We start from the raw sequence: 17,033 nt of genomic DNA on the forward strand, positions 1-17,033 counted from the left end.
AGCCCAAACTCTACCGGCTACGCCAGACGCGGCACAGGGCGGGCCCGGTGGCCCGCCCTGTGCGGAGTGCGTTCGGCTGGTCTCAGATGAGGCCGAGCTCCTTGACCGCGTCCCGCTCCTCGATCAGCTCCGCGACCGATGCGTCGATCTTCGCGCGGCTGAAGTCGTTGATCTCGAGGCCCTGGACGATCTCGTACGTGCCGTCCTTCACCACGCACGGGAAGGAGGAGATCAGACCTTCGGGGACGCCGTAGGAGCCGTCGGACGGGACCGACATCGAGACCCAGTCGCCCTCGGCGGAGCCCAGCACCCAGTCGTGCATGTGCTCGACGGTCGCGTTGGCGGCGGAGGCGGCGGACGAGGAGCCACGGGCGGCGATGATCGCGGCACCGCGCTTGGCGACCGTCGGGATGAAGTCGTTCTCCAGCCACGCCTGGTCGTTGATCAGCTCGGCGGCGTTCTTCCCGTCGACCTCGGTGTGGAACAGGTCGGGGTACTGGCTGGCGGAGTGGTTGCCCCAGATGGTCATGTGGCTGACCGAGGTGACCGGGACGCCGGCCTTCTGCGCGACCTGGGTGATGGCCCGGTTGTGGTCGAGGCGGGTGAGCGCGTTGAAACGGTCGTTGGGGATGTCGGGGGCGTTGTTCATCGCGATCAGGGCGTTGGTGTTGGCCGGGTTGCCGGTGATCAGCACCCTGATGTCGTCGGCGGCCACCGCGTTCAGGGCCTTGCCCTGCGCGGTGAAGATCGCGCCGTTGGCGCTGAGCAGGTCCGCGCGCTCCATTCCCGCGGTGCGCGGGCGGGCGCCGACCAGCATGGCCAGGTTCACGCCGTCGAACACCTTCGAGGCGTCGTCACCGATCTCGACCTTGCTGAGCAACGGGAAGGCGCAGTCGTCGAGTTCCATCACGACGCCCTCGAGTGCCTTCAGGGCGGGCGTGATCTCGAGCAGGCGCAGCTCGACCGGCTGGTCGGGGCCGAGCAGGGCGCCGCTGGCGATGCGGAACAGAAGGCTGTAGCAGATCTGGCCGGCTGCGCCGGTGACCGCGACCTTGACGGGTGTCTGGCTCACGATGTGCTCCTCGGTGAGATGTGGCAGAGAGTCGTCTCCGACGCTAGCAGTTGGTCGGACCGTCGAGTGACCGCTTTCGGGTGGAGGACGCCCGCAGGGAAAAGGTGCAGTTGTGCCCCGGTTCGGGCGCGATGGTGCGCGGCGCTGGTGCGGGCTCCGGGTTGTCCCCCGACCGGGAACTGGTGGGGGTTGCCGGCGCCCTGCACAATTCGTGCGAGGCCGGTCCGACCTGGAGGGGAACACATGAACGAGGGATCGCTGCGCCCCGCGCGCCGCTGGAGTGGACGAGCTCGATGGATCGGCTCTGCCGGCGTCGCGCTGATGCTCCTGGCGGGCGGCCCCATCATGGCGCCCACCCCGGCGAACGCGGCCCCGGTCGCGCCGTCCGAGGTGACGGTCGCGCCCCCGATGGCGACGTCGATCACCACCAGCGGAGCCACGCTGAACATCCGTCCCGCGAATCCGAGTTGGACGCTGACCGTCAAGGTCGACAAGGCGGTCGATGCCGGGACCCTTCAGATCGCCGACCAGTTCTCGGACGTCGTCCGGACCATCGAGGTCGCCGCGAGCGCGGACGGAACGGTCACGACGAGCTGGGACGGGCAGGACGACACCCAGACCACTGTGCCGGAGAGCGCGGACTACACGTGGGTCCTCGACATGCAGGGCAGCGACGGCAGTGGAGCGCTGGTGGCCCAGGACGGGTCGTCGCCGGTGACGGGCACCGTCCGGGTGGTCGACGAGTCCCTGGGCACGATGAAGGGGGCGACCCCCACGATCTCCGACACCACGCCTGTCGTCGGACAGTTGCTGAAGGCCGTCCCCGGCAAGTGGACCCCCTCGACCGGCATCGAGTACTCCTACCAGTGGTACCGCGACTCGGCCGAGATCGCCTTCGCCGACGGTGCCACCTACACGGTCACCCCGGCCGATGCCGGCCACCGCCTGAAGGTCAAGGTCAGCGGTGTGGTGCAGGGCTGGGACGACGACCCGGTTGAGCGGGTCTCCGCAGCCACGTCGACGGTGAGCAAGGGCGTCCTCTCGACCTCGGCCACACCACGGATCACCGGCACCGCAACCGTCGACCAGACGCTGACGGTCGACCCCGGCACCTGGGGACCGGGCACGGTCGACCTCGCCTACCAGTGGTACACGGTGACCTCGAAGGGGAAGGCGAAGGCGCTGAGCGGCGCGACGGCGTCCACCTACGTGGTCGGTGCGGCGGCGGCCGGCCTGAAGCTGAAGGTGCGCGTGACCGGATCGGAGTCGGGCTACACCGGAAGGTCGGTCGACTCCAAGACCACCGGCAAGGTGGCGAAGGCCCGCTTCACCAGCGCGGGCACCCCGACGATCACCGTTGCGGGGACGCTGCTGGTCGTGGGTGAGACGCTGACGGCCGAACCGGGGACGTACGCCCCGGCGGCGACGGGCAACACCTACCAGTGGTACCGGGTGAAGGGCACCAAGAAGACCGCGATCAAGAAGGCCACCAAGAAGACCTATGTGGTGACGTCCTCCGACAAGGGCTACGCGATCACCGTCGCGGTGGCGGGCACGCGGGCGGGGTACACGAACTCCGCCACGGTGTTCGCCGCGACCCCGAGCCCCGTCGCCGTGGCCGGCATCACGTCGGTCACGCCCAAGCTCAGCGACACCACGCCCGTGGTCGACCAGGTTCTCTCCGTCACCTCCACGACGGGGGCCTCCACGTGGGGCCCGGCGGGAGTAGACGTCGCGTACGCGTGGTACGCCGGCACGACGCTGGTGGGCACCGGGTCGACCTACCAGGTGACCGCCGCGGATGTCGGGAAGACGATCAAGGTCGCGCTGACCGGGTCGCTCGACGACTACCCGAGCGTGACGAAGACCTCCAAGGCGAGCTCCAAGGTCGCCAAGGCGAGCTTCGACGCCGACGCCATGGCCCTCTACATCGAACACAGTGACTTCCTGCCGGGCGTCCTCGAGGCCAGTGTGAGTGGGCCGGTCACGCCGGACGACATCCAGTGGCAGTGGTACTCCGTGGTCGGCAAGAAGGCCACGGCGATCAGCGGCGCGACAGAGTCCAGCCTCGCCTACACCGATGCCGACGGGAAGTACCAGGTGCGGGCAACGCTGGTGAAGGCCGGGTACAACTCGCTGGTACTCACGGGCGTCAAGGATCTCGCTCAGGGCTGAGTTCCTTCGCGTCGGCTGCCGCACCCGGAGGGACCGCCGAGACTGTACGGACCTCCCGGAACGCCCTCCCATGGGGAGTGCGAATGATAGCTTTCACACAGGGTCGCCACAGGGGCACCAATTGCGTAGGAAGTTGTCAGACCATGACGAGGTGGGGGGAGCGCCGCGCAGCGCGCCGCTGGGTGGCGGGGGCCGTGGGCCTGTGTCTGGGACTGGGATCACTGGCGATGTCCGCGCCCGCCGCGCAGGCGGTGGACGGAGATGTCGTCGTTCCGCTGGCGCAGGCGCCGGTCGGGGGGATCGTCCGCGCCGTGTGGGACGACACCATGCTCGCCGAGGGCACGAACGGGGCGCAGAGCGGCCTCTGGTACGCGAGCACCGACCACGGCGACACCTGGGCGGGCGTGGACCTGGGTGATTCCGAACTCGCCACCGAAGCCAAGGTCCAGTACATCGACAGCACGGCTGCCGTCCTCACCGCGAACCCTCCCGGCGGCGAGGACACCGAGGTCACGCCCGCGCGCGCCTGGGTCGTCGACCTGTCCGGCGCAACGCCGACCGTCACGACGCACGATGTGGACGCGAAGAGCATCGGCGCTGCCACCCGCGACCTCGTGATCGCCGTCGACGGGGACGACGACTCCGCCCGCGCCATCTCGCTGTCGGGCGGGAGCGACGTGGCACTGCAGACCGAGGTGGCCGACCCCGACTCATGGTCCTGGTGGGCGACGGGCGCAGACGGGGTCGCCCTGCACGTCAACGAGGTGTTCAGCGACAGCTTCACGGTCAGCTCGGCCCGCATCGACCCCGTCCCGCTTGACGGCTCTTCGACCGGCGCTCGCTCCTTCACCGTCACGGGTGAGGTCGACCATGTCGGCTTCACCTCGACCGGTGCCGTGGAGTACATCAGCCTGCACAAGACGAAGGGGGCCTCGACCTTCCAGTTCGACTACTGCACGGTCAGCGGCGCCGGCTCGACTCCGACGTGCGACGTGCTGAAGACGAAGATCAGCAAGAACGACGCGATGATGTCGTTCGGACGCAAGCTGGGCGACTTCGCGCAGCTGGAGGTCGGCTCGTCGCTCTACGTCACGAAGCTGGTCCGGGCCGCGGGCACAGGGAAGTTCCCCGCCACCGTCAAGGTGACCGGCGTCGCGCCGGACCAGGGCGACCTGACCCACACCGAGTTCGCCCGCGTCGGCCGGAGCGACCTCCCGGTCGTCTCCGACACGACACCGACCAGTGGCGGCGTGTTCGAGGTGGCGGCCTCCGGCAAGGCGAGCCGCTTCTCGCAGGGCCCGTTGGGACCCGTGGTCCCCGAACAGTTGTCCCTCGCCCCCTCCCGCATGGCCGGCCTCGACGGCAGGGCCAGGGGCACGGCGTGGCAGCGCACCCTTGCCGCCCCGACCACGGAGACCACACTGTCCGAGCGCGGCCTCGGCGTCCTGGTCTCGGCGGGCCGCACGGCGGTGCAGTCCTCTGACGGCCTGCTGCTGCTCGACCGCGGCACGCAGGTCGCCAAACTGGCCAAGTGGGCCTACCTCGGCGAGCTGAGCGGTCCCTACGTGCTGGGTTACGCCTCGGCGAAGGCGAGCAAGCCCTCCGTGCTGGCAGGAACCACGCCGATCACGTTCGGAAAGTGGGACTACCCGTACGCCCTCTTCGGTGGTCTCGTCGCGACGATCAGCTACACCGACACCTCGTGGGAGATCCGGGTCTGGGACATCCGCTCCGGCAAGCCGCAGATCCTGGGAGCGGTGCCGATCGACGAGTTCCAGGAACTCGATGGCGTGTTCCTCTGGGGTGACAACGTCGCGGTCACGGGCTCCACCGACTCCGACACCACGGCCGCGAAGGTCACGGACTTCCGCACGGGCACCGTGGTGTGGAGCCGGAGTTCGGACGACGGCCTCTGGCTCACCGCCCTCAGCGACGGCGTGGCGGTCGTCGAGACGGGGGAGAGCAGTGACTGGCAGGCGGTCGACCTCGCGGCCTCCAGCCTGACCGAGCTCTCCGACTCCGACGCCAACGTGGCTCCCGCGCTGGACGCCGCCGGTCACGCCCTGTACGCCACGGGCTCCGAACTCGTCGTCCACGACCTGGGGTTCGGCGGAACCTCCGCTCCGCGGGCACTGTGGACGTCCGCCGCGGCCACGTTCAACTCGTGGGCCGGCGACACCGCGGGCTGGAAGCTCTCGGTCGATGCGACCAAGGCGCTGCCGGAGGGCTCGCTGGTGATCAGCGCTGCCGGCAAGGACGCCACCGTCGTCCCCGTGGACGCCTCGGTGGACGGGTCGCTGCGCATCACGTGGGACGGGACCATCGCCGGCGTGCCGGCGGAGGAGGGCACGTACTCGTGGCATCTGGAGGGCTTCGGCGGACTGGTCGACCTGACCGCCGCGGGCGCGGTGTCCGGCACCGTCACGATCACGAACACGGCCACGACCTACCCGCAGGCCACCCCGAAGCTCGACGTGACCAAGCCCGCCGTGGGTGCGGTCGTGACAGCCGATCCGGGCCCGGTGCCCACCGACGTCACCCCGACGTTCCAGTGGTACCGCGGCAGTTCGGCCATCAAGGGCGCGACCGCTGCGGACTACACCGTGGTCGCGGCTGACCTCGGCAAGACCCTCAAGGCGAAGGTGTCCGTTCCTGCCTCGAAGTACTACCGGGCGAGCTCGAAGACCTCCGCTGCCACGGCGAAGGTCATCAAGGGCACGCTGGCGAAGGGTGCGGCCGCGCTCTCCTGCGACGCCCCCCAGGTCGATGTCGCGTGTGCTGTGGACGCCACCGGCTGGGGCCCCGTCCCCGTGACCGTCGGCTACCAGTGGTACCGGGTGGACGCCAAGGGCAAGGCCAAGGCGATCTCCAAGGCGACGAAGGCGTCCTACGTGCCGACGGGAGCCGATGTCGGCTACGGGCTGAAGACCACCGTCACGGGCTCCCGGTCGGGCTACACGTCCGCATCGACCACGTCCACGGTCTCCGCGAAGGTCATCGCGGGTTCGTACGCCGAGGTCGGCACCCTGGCCATCACCGGCGACGCCGTCGTCGGCCGGACCCTGGTCGCCGACCCGGGCCGCTACCAGGCCGCCGGCGGGGCCACGGTCGTCCCCGTGCTCTCCTACCAGTGGTACCGGGTGACCGACGCGGGCGATGTGGCGATCAAGGGCTCGACGAAGGTCACCTACAAGGTGGCGTCCGCCGACCTCGGTCTCGCGCTGAAGGTGAAGGTGGTCGCCCAGCGCCCCGGCTACGCCGACGTGACCACCTGGAGCGAACCGAGCGACCCTGTGGTGGTGGCCGGCTGAGCGCGGGTCACCGCCGGGCTCCGGGCCGGCAGGCCCGTCGTGGCGGACTAGGGTGGCAACCATGCGCCTGATCCTCGTCCGCCACGGCAGAACCACGTCCAACGTCGGCTTCCTGCTCGACACCGCGGCGCCGGGAGCGGACCTGGACGAGACCGGACGCGAACAGGCCGAGGGACTGGTGGAGCGGCTGGCCGGCTTCCCGATCGAGGCGATCTACACGTCCAACCTGGTCCGCACGCAGCAGACGGCCGCGCCGCTGGCCCGCCGCCTCGGCCTCGGGTACACGGTCCTGCCCGGGCTGCGCGAGGTGTCGGCCGGCGACGACGAGATGTCCGCGGACGCCACCCGCTACATCGGGACGATGGTGGCCTGGCACGGGGGCGACGTGGACGCGCGCGTGCCCGGCGGCGAGAACGCGACCGAGTTCCTGGCGCGGTTCGACGCCGCGATCGACGAGGTCGCCGCGGCGGACCACGCCGTCGCGATGGTCGTCAGCCACGGCGCCGCCCTGCGCACCTGGGCGACGGCCCGCGTCCCCGGGTTCGACGAGGCGCTGGGCAAGGGCCACCTGGAGAACACCGGCATCATCATCGCCGACGGTGCCCCCGACGCGGGCTGGACCCTGGTCGAGCTCGACGGGGTGCGCAGCTACTGGATGCCCGACGACGCGGAGCAGGGGGACCCGGTCAGCTGACGACGGACCCGGTCAGCTGAAGATGACCGTGCGGCCGCCGTCCAGCAGGACGCGGTACTCGGCGAACAGCTTCACCGCCTCGGTGAGCGTCCTGCTCTCCTGCTCCTGGCCCATCGCGACCAACTCCGGCACCTCCATGGTGTGGTCGACGCGGCGCACGTTCTGCTCGATGATCGGGCCCTCGTCCAGGTCGGACGTGACGAAGTGCGCGGTCGCGCCGATCAGCTTCACGCCGCGGGAGTGCGCCTGGCGGTACGGGTTGGCGCCCTTGAACCCCGGCAGGAACGAGTGGTGGATGTTGATCGCGCGCCCGGCCAGCTCCGCGCACAGCTCGGGGGACAGGATCTGCATGTAGCGGGCCAGCACGACCAGCTCGATGTCGTGCTCGGCGACCACGTCGAGGATGTGCCGCTCGACCTCCGCCTTCGTGTCCGGGGTGACCGGGTGGTGCTCGAACGGGATCCCGTAGAACTTCGCGAGGTCGGCCAGGTCGGGGTGGTTGGCGATGATCAGCGGCATCGTGATCGGCAGGTAGCCCGAGCGCTGCCGGAACAGCAGGTCGTTGAGGCAGTGGCCGGCCTTCGACGCCAGCACCAGCGTGCGCCGGCGGCGTCCCACGTAGTCGAGGACCCACTGCGCACCGAGACCCTCGGCGATCGCGGCGAAGTCCCGCTCGAAGTGTGAGCGGTCGAAGCCCGACTGGACCTGCACCCGCATGAAGAAGCGTCCCGACTCGGTGGACGTGAACTGCTGCAGCTCGGTGATGTTGCCGCGGGCCTCGACGATGGCGCCCGTCACCTGGTGCACGATCCCGGGCCGGTCGGGGCAGGAGAGGGTGAGCAGCCAGTGGGTCGAGTCGATCACGGCTGACAGGGTAGCGTCCCCGCACCGCGAACTCGGCGGCGGTGGCGCTCCGGTATGTTTGCCGCAACGTCGCACACGGGAGGAACGCGCAGAGATGGCGAAGATCAAGGTCGAGGGCACGGTCGTCGAGCTGGACGGCGACGAGATGACCCGGATCATCTGGCAGTTCATCAAGGAGCGCCTGATCCACCCCTACCTCGACCTGGACCTCGACTACTACGACCTCGGGATCGAGAACCGCGACGCGACCGACGACCAGGTCACGATCGACGCGGCCAACGCCATCAAGGCCCACGGCGTGGGCGTGAAGTGCGCGACGATCACGCCCGACGAGGCCCGGGTGACCGAATTCGGGCTGAAGAAGATGTGGGTGTCCCCGAACGGGACGATCCGCAACATCCTCGGCGGCGTGGTGTTCCGTGAGCCGATCATCATCTCCAACATCCCGCGGCTGGTGCCGGGCTGGACGAAGCCGATCGTGATCGGCCGCCACGCCCACGGCGACCAGTACAAGGCGACGAACTTCAAGGTGCCGGGCGCCGGCCAGCTGACCATCACCTTCACCCCGTCCGACGGCTCGGAGCCGATCCAGCACGTGGTCGCCAACTACGGCGACGACGGCGGCGTGGCGATGGGCATGTACAACTTCAACCAGTCGATCCGCGACTTCGCGCGGGCGTCCTTCAGCTACGGGCTGATGCGCGACTACCCGGTCTACCTCTCCACGAAGAACACGATTCTGAAGGCCTACGACGGTGCGTTCAAGGACATCTTCGCCGAGGTCTTCGATGCCGAGTTCAAGGCCGAGTTCGACGCCCGTGGACTCACCTACGAGCACCGGCTGATCGACGACATGGTCGCATCCGCGATGAAGTGGGAGGGCGGCTACGTCTGGGCGTGCAAGAACTACGACGGCGACGTCCAGTCCGACACGGTCGCGCAGGGCTTCGGCTCGCTCGGCCTGATGACGTCGGTGCTGATGACCCCGGACGGGAAGACCGTCGAGGCGGAGGCCGCCCACGGCACGGTCACCCGGCACTACCGGATGCACCAGCAGGGCAAGCCGACGTCGACCAACCCGATCGCGTCCATCTTCGCCTGGACCGGCGGGCTGAAGCACCGCGGCAAGCTGGACGGCACCCCCGAGGTGACCGCCTTCGCCGAGGCGCTGGAGCAGGTCTGCGTCTCCACCGTCGAGGAGGGGAAGATGACCAAGGACCTCGCGCTCCTGGTCGGCCCCGACCAGGCGTGGCTGACGACCGAGGAGTTCCTCGCCGCCCTCGACGAGAACCTCGCCGCCACGCTGGCCTGACCCGGCCACGGCTGCTGCCGAGGGCCACGGGGAGGTCTGAGAGGATGGCGGACGTGAGTGCGACGCCGGGGTCCGTGACGCGGCCGGTACTCGCGCCGCTGCCGGACGGCGTGGCCGTGTCGTACGTGATGCCGGTGCTCAACGAGGCCGGGCACCTGGCCGAGGCCGTGCGGGCAGTGCTCTCCCAGGAGTACGACGGCGAGCAGGAGCTCGTGCTGGCGCTCGGTGCGTCCACGGACGGCACCGACGCGGTCGCTGCCGAGCTCGCCGCGTCCGACCCCAGGGTTCGGTTGGTCGCCAACCCCCGCAACGACATCCCGATCGGGCTGAACCTCGCGATCCGGGCCAGCCGGTACCCGGTGGTCGTGCGGGTGGACGCCCACGCCGAGCTCCCGCAGGGCTACACCGCGGCGATGGTCGAGATGCTGCGCCGCACCGGCGCGGCGAACGTCGGCGGCGTCATGGAGGCCAGGGGACGCGGGCGCTTCCAGCAGGCTGTCGCCCGCGCCTACAACTCGCCCTTCGGGCTGGGCGGAGGGTCCTGGCACCACGGCGAGGACGAGGCCGAGTGCGACTCCGCCTACCTCGGCGTGTTCCGCCGTGAGGTGCTCGAGGAGGTCGGCCTCTACGACGAGGGCCTGCGGCGCGCAGAGGACTGGGAGCTCAACCACCGGATCCGCGCTGCCGGACACCTGATCCTGTTCACCCCGCGGCAGCGGGTCGTCTACTGGCCGCGGGCCAGCTGGGACGCGCTGCGCCGGCAGATGTTCGCCACCGGGGTGTGGCGCGGCCACCTGGTCCGCCGGCAGCAGTCCACGCCGTGGCGCTACCTGCCGCCGCCCGCGGTCACCGTGCTCGTCGCGATCAGCCTGCTCGTGGCCCTGCTGCAGGTGCTCGGCGTCGCCCGCGGCGCCGGCTGGGCGCTCGCGCACGTGCCGTCGCTGGGCTACCTCGCCGGGGTCAGCGCCGTCGGCCTCACCCGGCTCGGCGGGGACGGGGTCGTCGACCGGCTCCTGAACGTGGTCGTCCTCGCCACCATGCACCTGGCCTGGGGCTCCGGCTTCCTCAAGGGCTGGCTCACCGGCGCGGCGACGACGGTCGACCGCTCTCGCGTGGCCTGAGCCCACTGCCTTCGGTCCGGCTCAGCCGAACTCGCGGGCGACCAGGGCGGACGCCTCCTCGGCCACGCGCTGCGCGCTGCGTCCGTCGGTCCACTCGTGGAAGCGAGCGGCGAGCTCGCGGGAGTGCGCGGACGCCGCGTCCGCCGCAGCCGGGTCGGTGAACAGCGCCTCCAGCCGATCCACGACGTCGTCCCAGTCCGTGCTCCACCGGCCACCGGAGAGCCAGCCGTAGTCGACGTACAGGCCGCGGCTCGCGCGGTACGCGTCGAGGTCGGGGGCGAGCAGCAGCAGGGGTCGGCCGGTGACGACGAAGTCGACCAGCATGGACGAGTAGTCGGTGACCAGCACGTGCAGGCCCCACAGCAGCGGCATCGATTCGGGCTGGTCCTGCGCGGTCAGCAGCCGCACCCTGGACGAGGAGTGGTTGTACTCGCCGACCCCGAGCTGGTGCGGGCGCACCAGCAGGACGAGGTCGAGCCGCTCGCACAGTTCCTCGATCCGCAGCCACTGCAGCTCGGTCGGCACCCCGGGATCGGCGTCGCCGTCGCGCCAGGTCGGCGCGTACAGGACCACCCTGCTGCCGGCGTGCTCGCCCAGGTGGGGGGCCAGGAGGGCCCGGGACGCGGCGCCCCTCTCCTCGGGCGTGCCGGTGAACAGGACGTCCGTCCGGGGCTCGCCCAGCACCTTCACCTCGCCCCTGATCAGGTGGAACGCCGAGGCGAGGAACGGCGCGAAGAAGCCGGACGCGGTCGGCAGAAGGGAGATCCGGCTGGTGCCGGTCCGGTAGGCCCTGCGCATCAGGGCCGCCACGCCGGGGACGCGCTCGAGCCCACCCAGCGACGTCACCGCGGGCGAGTCGGAGTGCAGCTTCTTGACGGGGGCGCCGTGCCAGAGCTGGACGATGACCGCGCCGCTGACGCCGTAGCGGTCCACGTCCCCGAAGCCGTGGGTCACGGCGACCAGGCCGGCCCGCAGCGTGAGGCGGTGGGCCTCGGCGGAGTCGCGGTCGACCACCGCGTGCAGCCCGAGTGCGCGGGCCTTCGCGGTCTCCTCGGCCGACCCGCTCAGCCAGACCAGGCGCGGGGGGTCGGGCAGGGCCTTCGCCGCGCGCCAGAACGCGAGGGCTCCGTCCGCCGGCCCGAACGCGGAGCCGACCACCCACAGCTTCGGGTTCCGCTTCGACGAGCGGGCCTGCAGGGCGCCCCACGCGTAGCGGGGGAGGGCGAGCAGCTTGCCCAGGTTCCCCCGGGCGAACCGGAATCCCCCGCTCGACATGGCCCCAGAGGCTACACCGCACGGCGTGTCGGTAGAATCGGGCACTCACCAACCCTGGGGGCCTGTTGAACCCGATCGTCGGCGACATCCTGCTGATCCTGCTCTTCATCGTGATCGGTGGCGTGTTCGCCTCCGCCGAGATGGCGCTGGTGTCCCTGCGCGAGTCCCAGGTCAAGCAGCTGGCGACCCGCGGCAAGCGCGGCCAGACCGTCGCGAAGCTCACCGCAGACCCCAACCGGTTCCTGTCCGCGGTCCAGATCGGCGTCACGCTCGCCGGATTCCTGTCGGCGGCGTACGGCGGTGCCACCCTCTCCAGCAGCCTGGCGGGCGTCCTGGTCGGCTGGGGGATGCCGGCCGGCGTCGCGTCCCCGCTCGCGCTGGTGCTGATCACCGTCGTGATCTCCTACTTCTCGATCGTGATCGGGGAACTGACCGCCAAGCGGCTGGCCATGCAGCGCGCCGAGGCCTTCGCGATGACGCTGGGGCCGATGGTGAACGCGATCGCGCGGCTCGCGCGTCCGGTGATCTGGTTCCTCGGGGTGTCCACCGACTTGCTCGTCCGCGTCCTCGGCGGGGACCCGAAGGCGTCCCGCGAGGAGGTCACCGACGAGGAGTTGCGGGAGATGGTCGGCAGCTCGCAGACGCTCGGCGACGAGGAGCGGCAGATCGTGGACGAGGTGTTCGCCGCCGGCCAGGTCAGCCTGCGCGAGGCGATGATCCCGCGCACGGAGGTCGACTTCCTGGACGGGTCGCTGTCCGCCCACAAGGCCTTCCGTCGCATGCAGGGCGCGTCCCACAGCCGCTACCCGGTGATCGGGGACGGGCCGGACGACGTGATCGGCTTCGTGCACGTCCGCGACCTCGCCGACCTCGACCCGGCCCGCCGCAACGTCCCGGTGCGCGACCTCGTCCGTCCGGTGGCGTCGCTGCCCCAGTCGGTGAAGATCCTGCGCGCCCTCACCGAGATGAGGCAGACCCGGCAGCACCTGGTGATCGTGCGGGACGAGTACGGCGGCACCGCGGGCATCGTCACGATCGAGGACCTGGTCGAGGAGCTGATCGGCGACATCACCGACGAGTTCGACGTCGAGTCCGTCCGCTCCACCGACAACGCGGACGAGACCATCGACCTCGACGGCCTGGTGACGCTGGAGGACTTCGGCCAGCAGATCGGCTACGTCCTGCCCGAGGGCCCCTACGACACCGTGGCGGGGTTCGTGATGGCGCGGCTGGGGAGCCTGCCGCAGGTCGGCGACAGCTGCACGGTCGACCTGGTTCCCGACCACGAGCAGGGCGAGCCGCGGCGGTTCGAGCTGCGGGTCACCGAGCTTGACGGACGCAGGGCGGCCCGGCTCCGCCTGACGAATCTCGGCGAAGTGTCCGCCGAGGAGTACTAGCGTCGCCCTGTCGAAGTAAGGTGCTGCCTGCCCGCGCTGACAAGGAGGTGAAGTGCCCGCGTCCGACCCCGACGGTTCGGTGCTGCTCACCTCGGACGATGTCGGGTCCCTTCTCGCCGCGGCCGTCCAGCACGCCGGCGGCACGCTGGTCTCGTGGGCACTCGACCACATCGACGCGAACCCCGCGCAGTCGACGACCGCCACCTACTCCGCGCTGGTCGACTGGCCGTACGGACGCAGGGAGGAACTGCTCGGGGTGAGCGCCCGGGCGTCCGGGCCGGCCGACACCGACAACGTCGCGGAGATCTTCGCCGACGGTGAGCGCGAGGTGGCCGTCTGGATCTACCCGCAGGACCCCGACCTGCCCGGTCTGGCCAGGGCTGCGTACGCCGAATCGATGGCCGAACTCGCGAACAGCCACCACATCTTCTCCCGGACGGTCGGGCCCGACGACCTGACGCTGCAGATGATCGGCTACCGTCCGCGCCGACGTGCCGTCGTCAAGGTGACCTGCGGCGAGCAGGTCGTCTACGTCAAGGTGCTGCGGGCGCGCCTCTTCGACGACGTGCTCTCGCGGCACCGCCTCCTCGCGGACGCGGGCCTGCCCGTCCCCGAGGTGGCAGCGACGACCGACGACCACCTGCTGGTGCTGCGCGGCCTGTCAGGACAGCCGCTCGCGCGGGCGATCTTCGACGCGTCCGATCCCTGCACGGCGGAGGAGCTGATCGGGCTGCTGGACGCGATGCCGGCCTCGGTGGCGCGGCTCGACCGGCGTCCGCCGTGGTCGGACGCGGTCGGACACTACGCGCGTATGGTCGCCGCGGCGATGCCGGCCCTCGAGGCACGGCTCGGCTGGCTGGTCGACACGATCAGCCAGGGGCTGTCGCCGATCCCGCCGGGTGGTGAGGCCACGCACGGCGACTTCCACGAGGGCCAGGTGCACGTGGCGGGCGGGCACGTCTGCGGCATGCTCGACACCGACACGATCGGGCCCGGGCGCCGGGCGGACGACCTCGCCTGCCTGGTCGCCCACCTGTCGACGATCCAGCGGATGAGCGCGTCCCAGGAGGCGCGCGTGCACCAGCTGATCCGGCGCTGGGTCCCGGTCTTCGACACCCGCGTCGATCCGACGGAGCTGCGCCTGCGCTCGGCCGCCGTGATCATCTCGCTCGCCACCGGCCCGTTCCGCGGCCAGGAACCCGACTGGGAGCGCGAGACCGCCACGATGGTCGGCTCCGCCGAAGCCCTCGTCCGCCAAGTGGTCTGAGCGGGCGCGTCCGGTCGGGTGTGCCGTGAGATGCCGGGTCGAGCCCGGCATGACAGGAATGGCGGCGGCCCTTCGTGACGCCGTCCCTCGTTCCTCGGGACCGCTCCTCAGGGACCGTGAATGCGTGGTTGTCATCCCGGGCTTGACCCGGGATCTCCGTGTTCGTGCGGGCGGTGCGCGTTCTCGGCGGCGGCGAGGTCGCGGACGGCGTAGCGGTGGTGCTCCCACTCCTCCTCGAGGATCACATGGAGGCAGGAGAGGACGGTCTCGGGGTGGTCGGGGGTCCACGGGTTGCGGCGCTCCTGCGCGAGGTCGTCGGTCGTCACGTCGGCGAGGAAGTCGGTCACCATGGCGACCCGATCGGCACGGGCGGTGAGTACTTCATCGTAGGACGGCTCGGGGATGGTGAAGACGGACAGGTCGAAGCCGTCGGACGCCGCCTCCGCGTTCGGGACGCCCACCGGGTGGTAGGGCGCGTCGAGCCCGAGGATCGCCCTGCCCAGCCACGTGTCGGTGGCCATCACGAGGTGCCGCAGCGTCTGCGCGAACGACCATTCGCCGTCCACGGACACGTCCACCGTCCCCGCCGGCAGGGTTGCGGCCCGGGCGAGGGTGGCCGCCCACGTCTGCCGGAGCGCCGACCAGGCCGTCCTCAGCCCGTCCGGGTCGGCCGCCCGGCGTTGCTCGCGCCCGGGGTACCGGCGATCCAGTTCGGCGTCAACGAACGGGGCGACGTTCACCCCGTTGACGAGGAGGGTGCCGCCGTCGGTCAGCCACGGCGCGTCGATGTCCGCACCGTCGACGTCGGCTCCTCGGAACACCGCGCCGGCCAGCGAGCAGCGGACGAAACGGGCGCCGCTGAGGTCGGCGTCGGTGAACTCGGCGCCGCGCAGGTCGTCGGAGCCGGTGAAACGCGTCATGGTGCCTCCTCGGGTGTCCTCAGCCGTGGATGTCGAAGCCCAGCCGGAGCCGGACCCGGTCACCGGCTCCCAGACCCGGTGGACGGATGGCGGCCTTGAGCGGGACCACGTACCCGCCGTCCTTCGGGAACAGGGAGGTCGTGAACCGCTGGTCGGCCAGCCGCACCTCGACGGGGATGCAGCCCCAGCCGTAGGTCAGGGCCCCGGCGAGGTCGCCGATCGCGTCGCTCTCCGCCACGGGCACCACCGCGTAGTAGTAGGGCGCGGGGCCGCGCCACTCGATCACGTCCGCGGTGAACTCGAGTTCCATCCGGCCTCCGCTCCTCGGGGTTCAGTACAGCAGCGCTCGGCGCGAGGGGTCCAGCGCCTCCCTGGCCTGCTCCGCGCTTCGGAGCGACGCGTGCAGGACGGGGTCGTGGTCGCGTCCGACCTCGGGCGGCAGGACGGGGCGGGTCTGCGTGAGGCGCTGCAGGAACGTGGCGAGCGCCTCGCGGACGTGGTGCGAGGGTGCCGGCCGCGTGGCCGACCAGACACCGTGGCTGAGCTGCGGGGTGAGGGTTCGCTGTGTCATGGAAAGACCGTAGGATCGATACCGGACGATCTGCTTCCGGATTGTTCGGACCCCGACCTACGCAGGATTGCCACGATGGCCGATGCCGCCAGCCCCACGGCCCGGGCGCTGCTCGCGCTCGAGCTGATCCAGAGCCGCCCGGGGATCACCGCGGGCGGGCTGGCCGCGTCCCTCGGCGTCACCGAGCGGGCGGCCCGGCGCTACGTCGGGATCCTGCGCGAGGCCGAGATCCCGCTCCAGTCGACGCGGGGGGTGCGCGGCGGCTACACGGTCGGACGCGGCGTCCGGCTGCCGCCGCTCGTGTTCTCCTCGACCGAGGCGCTCGGCATGGTCATGGCCGTGCTGGACGGGCACCACGACGCGGCCGACACCTCCGACCCGGTCGGCAACGCGCTGCGCAAGATCATCCGGGCGCTGCCCGAGGCGATCGCCACGCAGGCCGAGGTCGTGCGCAGGACGGCCCGTCCGGTGCCCGACCGGCACGGCGTGCCGCCGGACCCGACCACGACCGCCGCGCTGGTCCTGGCGTCGTCGAACCGGCACGCCGTCCGGATCGGCTACCGCACGGGCTCGGGCAACGAGTGGGAGTCGGTGGTCGAGCCGTGGGCGGTCGTGGTGCGGCACGGACGCTGGTACCTGCTGTGCCGGCGTTCGAGCGACGGGGCGATCCGCACCTACCGCGTCGATCGCGTGCTCTCCGTCGTCGAACTGGACGAAGGGTTCGACCCGCCCGCCGACCTCGACCCCGTCGCCGCGCTGGAGGAGAACTTCGCCGTCGGCTGGCAGCTCGCCGTGGACGTCCTCGTCGACGGCCCGGTCGCCGAGGTGCAGCCCTGGCTCCCCCGGTCGATCGGACGCCTCGAGCCGGTGGACGACGGCCACTGCCGCCTCGTCGGGACGACGAACTCGCCCGACTGGTACGCCGAGATGCTCGCCGCGCTCCCGATGCCGTTCCACGTCGGTGAGGGGCCGGAACTGCGGGCGGCCGTCCGGGAGCTCGGTGAGAGGCTGCTGGGATCGGTCGAACCAACCACTGCGTAGCAGTACGGCGTCC

The 17,033-nt window shown here is 71.0% G+C and carries 14 protein-coding genes; 8 read left to right on the plus strand and 6 right to left on the minus strand.

Translation table 11 applies throughout. The features are described 5' to 3' along the window. Positions 1-82: 82 nt before the first annotated feature. Complete coding sequence (locus QM779_RS17645; protein WP_428538098.1) at positions 83-1,072, minus strand: malate dehydrogenase; 990 nt, start codon at positions 1,070-1,072, stop codon at positions 83-85. A gap of 243 nt (positions 1,073-1,315) precedes the next feature. Here QM779_RS17645 and QM779_RS17650 point away from each other — a divergent pair, with 243 nt between their 5' ends. From QM779_RS17650 to QM779_RS17660, 3 genes are all read left to right on the plus strand, one after another. Continuing rightward, complete coding sequence (locus QM779_RS17650) at positions 1,316-3,247, plus strand: FlgD immunoglobulin-like domain containing protein (RefSeq protein ID WP_428538101.1); 1,932 nt, start codon at positions 1,316-1,318, stop codon at positions 3,245-3,247. A gap of 227 nt (positions 3,248-3,474) precedes the next feature. Further along, positions 3,475-6,558 (plus strand): hypothetical protein, encoded by a 3,084-nt coding sequence (locus QM779_RS17655; protein WP_428538104.1) that lies wholly within the window; start codon positions 3,475-3,477, stop codon positions 6,556-6,558. Positions 6,559-6,619: 61 nt separating this feature from the next. After that, positions 6,620-7,252 carry a histidine phosphatase family protein gene (locus tag QM779_RS17660; RefSeq protein ID WP_428538107.1) on the plus strand — a complete coding sequence of 211 codons (633 nt, stop codon included), beginning with the start codon at positions 6,620-6,622 and terminating at the stop codon, positions 7,250-7,252. 12 nt (positions 7,253-7,264) lie between these two features. Here QM779_RS17660 and purU read toward each other — a convergent pair whose 3' ends face one another. After that, positions 7,265-8,116, minus strand: a complete 852-nt coding sequence (purU, locus tag QM779_RS17665) for a formyltetrahydrofolate deformylase (protein WP_428538110.1) — start codon at positions 8,114-8,116, stop codon at positions 7,265-7,267. Between the two features lie 94 nt (positions 8,117-8,210). Between purU and QM779_RS17670 the strand changes: the two genes are divergently transcribed. Continuing rightward, positions 8,211-9,428, plus strand: coding sequence for an NADP-dependent isocitrate dehydrogenase (locus QM779_RS17670; RefSeq protein WP_428538113.1), 1,218 nt, complete (start codon positions 8,211-8,213; stop codon positions 9,426-9,428). 53 nt (positions 9,429-9,481) lie between these two features. Next, on the plus strand, positions 9,482-10,549 hold the full coding sequence (locus QM779_RS17675) for a glycosyltransferase family 2 protein (protein WP_428538116.1): 1,068 nt from the start codon (positions 9,482-9,484) through the stop codon (positions 10,547-10,549). Between the two features lie 21 nt (positions 10,550-10,570). On the opposite strand, the gene QM779_RS17680 is transcribed toward QM779_RS17675, so the two are convergent. Beyond that, a complete protein-coding gene (locus tag QM779_RS17680; protein WP_428538119.1) occupies positions 10,571-11,824 on the minus strand; it encodes a CDP-glycerol glycerophosphotransferase family protein in 1,254 nt (417 codons plus the stop codon). 65 nt (positions 11,825-11,889) lie between these two features. Here QM779_RS17680 and QM779_RS17685 point away from each other — a divergent pair, with 65 nt between their 5' ends. Together QM779_RS17685 and QM779_RS17690 are read left to right on the plus strand one after the other, a co-directional pair. Beyond that, complete coding sequence (locus tag QM779_RS17685; protein ID WP_428538122.1) at positions 11,890-13,221, plus strand: hemolysin family protein; 1,332 nt, start codon at positions 11,890-11,892, stop codon at positions 13,219-13,221. A gap of 52 nt (positions 13,222-13,273) precedes the next feature. Beyond that, positions 13,274-14,488, plus strand: a complete 1,215-nt coding sequence (locus QM779_RS17690; protein ID WP_428538125.1) for a phosphotransferase — start codon at positions 13,274-13,276, stop codon at positions 14,486-14,488. 131 nt (positions 14,489-14,619) lie between these two features. Here QM779_RS17690 and QM779_RS17695 read toward each other — a convergent pair whose 3' ends face one another. Genes QM779_RS17695 through QM779_RS17705 form a run of 3 tightly spaced genes read right to left on the minus strand, consistent with a single transcriptional unit; the run spans position 14,620 to position 15,979 of the window. Further along, positions 14,620-15,408: a DinB family protein gene (locus QM779_RS17695; protein WP_428538128.1), complete on the minus strand. Its 789-nt coding sequence runs from the start codon at positions 15,406-15,408 to the stop codon at positions 14,620-14,622. A gap of 19 nt (positions 15,409-15,427) precedes the next feature. Next, positions 15,428-15,718: a DUF1905 domain-containing protein gene (locus tag QM779_RS17700; protein WP_428538131.1), complete on the minus strand. Its 291-nt coding sequence runs from the start codon at positions 15,716-15,718 to the stop codon at positions 15,428-15,430. 21 nt (positions 15,719-15,739) lie between these two features. After that, positions 15,740-15,979 carry a hypothetical protein gene (locus tag QM779_RS17705; protein WP_428538134.1) on the minus strand — a complete coding sequence of 80 codons (240 nt, stop codon included), beginning with the start codon at positions 15,977-15,979 and terminating at the stop codon, positions 15,740-15,742. A 75-nt stretch (positions 15,980-16,054) separates the two neighbouring features. On the opposite strand from QM779_RS17705, the gene QM779_RS17710 reads away from it, so the two are divergent. Further along, positions 16,055-17,020 (plus strand): helix-turn-helix transcriptional regulator, encoded by a 966-nt coding sequence (locus QM779_RS17710; RefSeq protein WP_428538137.1) that lies wholly within the window; start codon positions 16,055-16,057, stop codon positions 17,018-17,020. Positions 17,021-17,033 lie beyond the last annotated feature (13 nt).

It is taken from the genome of Propionicimonas sp. (genome assembly GCF_049840635.1).
Taxonomy (GTDB): Bacteria; Actinomycetota; Actinomycetes; order Propionibacteriales; family Propionibacteriaceae; genus Propionicimonas.

Coding starts and splice junctions, on each gene's coding strand:
- QM779_RS17700 (WP_428538131.1), bottom strand. CDS start 15,718: ATGGAACTCGAGTTCACCGCGGACGTGATCGAGTGGCGCGGCCCCGCG.
- QM779_RS17660 (WP_428538107.1), top strand. CDS start 6,620: ATGCGCCTGATCCTCGTCCGCCACGGCAGAACCACGTCCAACGTCGGC.
- QM779_RS17650 (WP_428538101.1), top strand. CDS start 1,316: ATGAACGAGGGATCGCTGCGCCCCGCGCGCCGCTGGAGTGGACGAGCT.
- QM779_RS17705 (WP_428538134.1), bottom strand. CDS start 15,979: ATGACACAGCGAACCCTCACCCCGCAGCTCAGCCACGGTGTCTGGTCG.
- QM779_RS17680 (WP_428538119.1), bottom strand. CDS start 11,824: ATGTCGAGCGGGGGATTCCGGTTCGCCCGGGGGAACCTGGGCAAGCTG.
- QM779_RS17655 (WP_428538104.1), top strand. CDS start 3,475: ATGTCCGCGCCCGCCGCGCAGGCGGTGGACGGAGATGTCGTCGTTCCG.
- QM779_RS17670 (WP_428538113.1), top strand. CDS start 8,211: ATGGCGAAGATCAAGGTCGAGGGCACGGTCGTCGAGCTGGACGGCGAC.
- QM779_RS17710 (WP_428538137.1), top strand. CDS start 16,055: ATGGCCGATGCCGCCAGCCCCACGGCCCGGGCGCTGCTCGCGCTCGAG.
- QM779_RS17695 (WP_428538128.1), bottom strand. CDS start 15,408: ATGACGCGTTTCACCGGCTCCGACGACCTGCGCGGCGCCGAGTTCACC.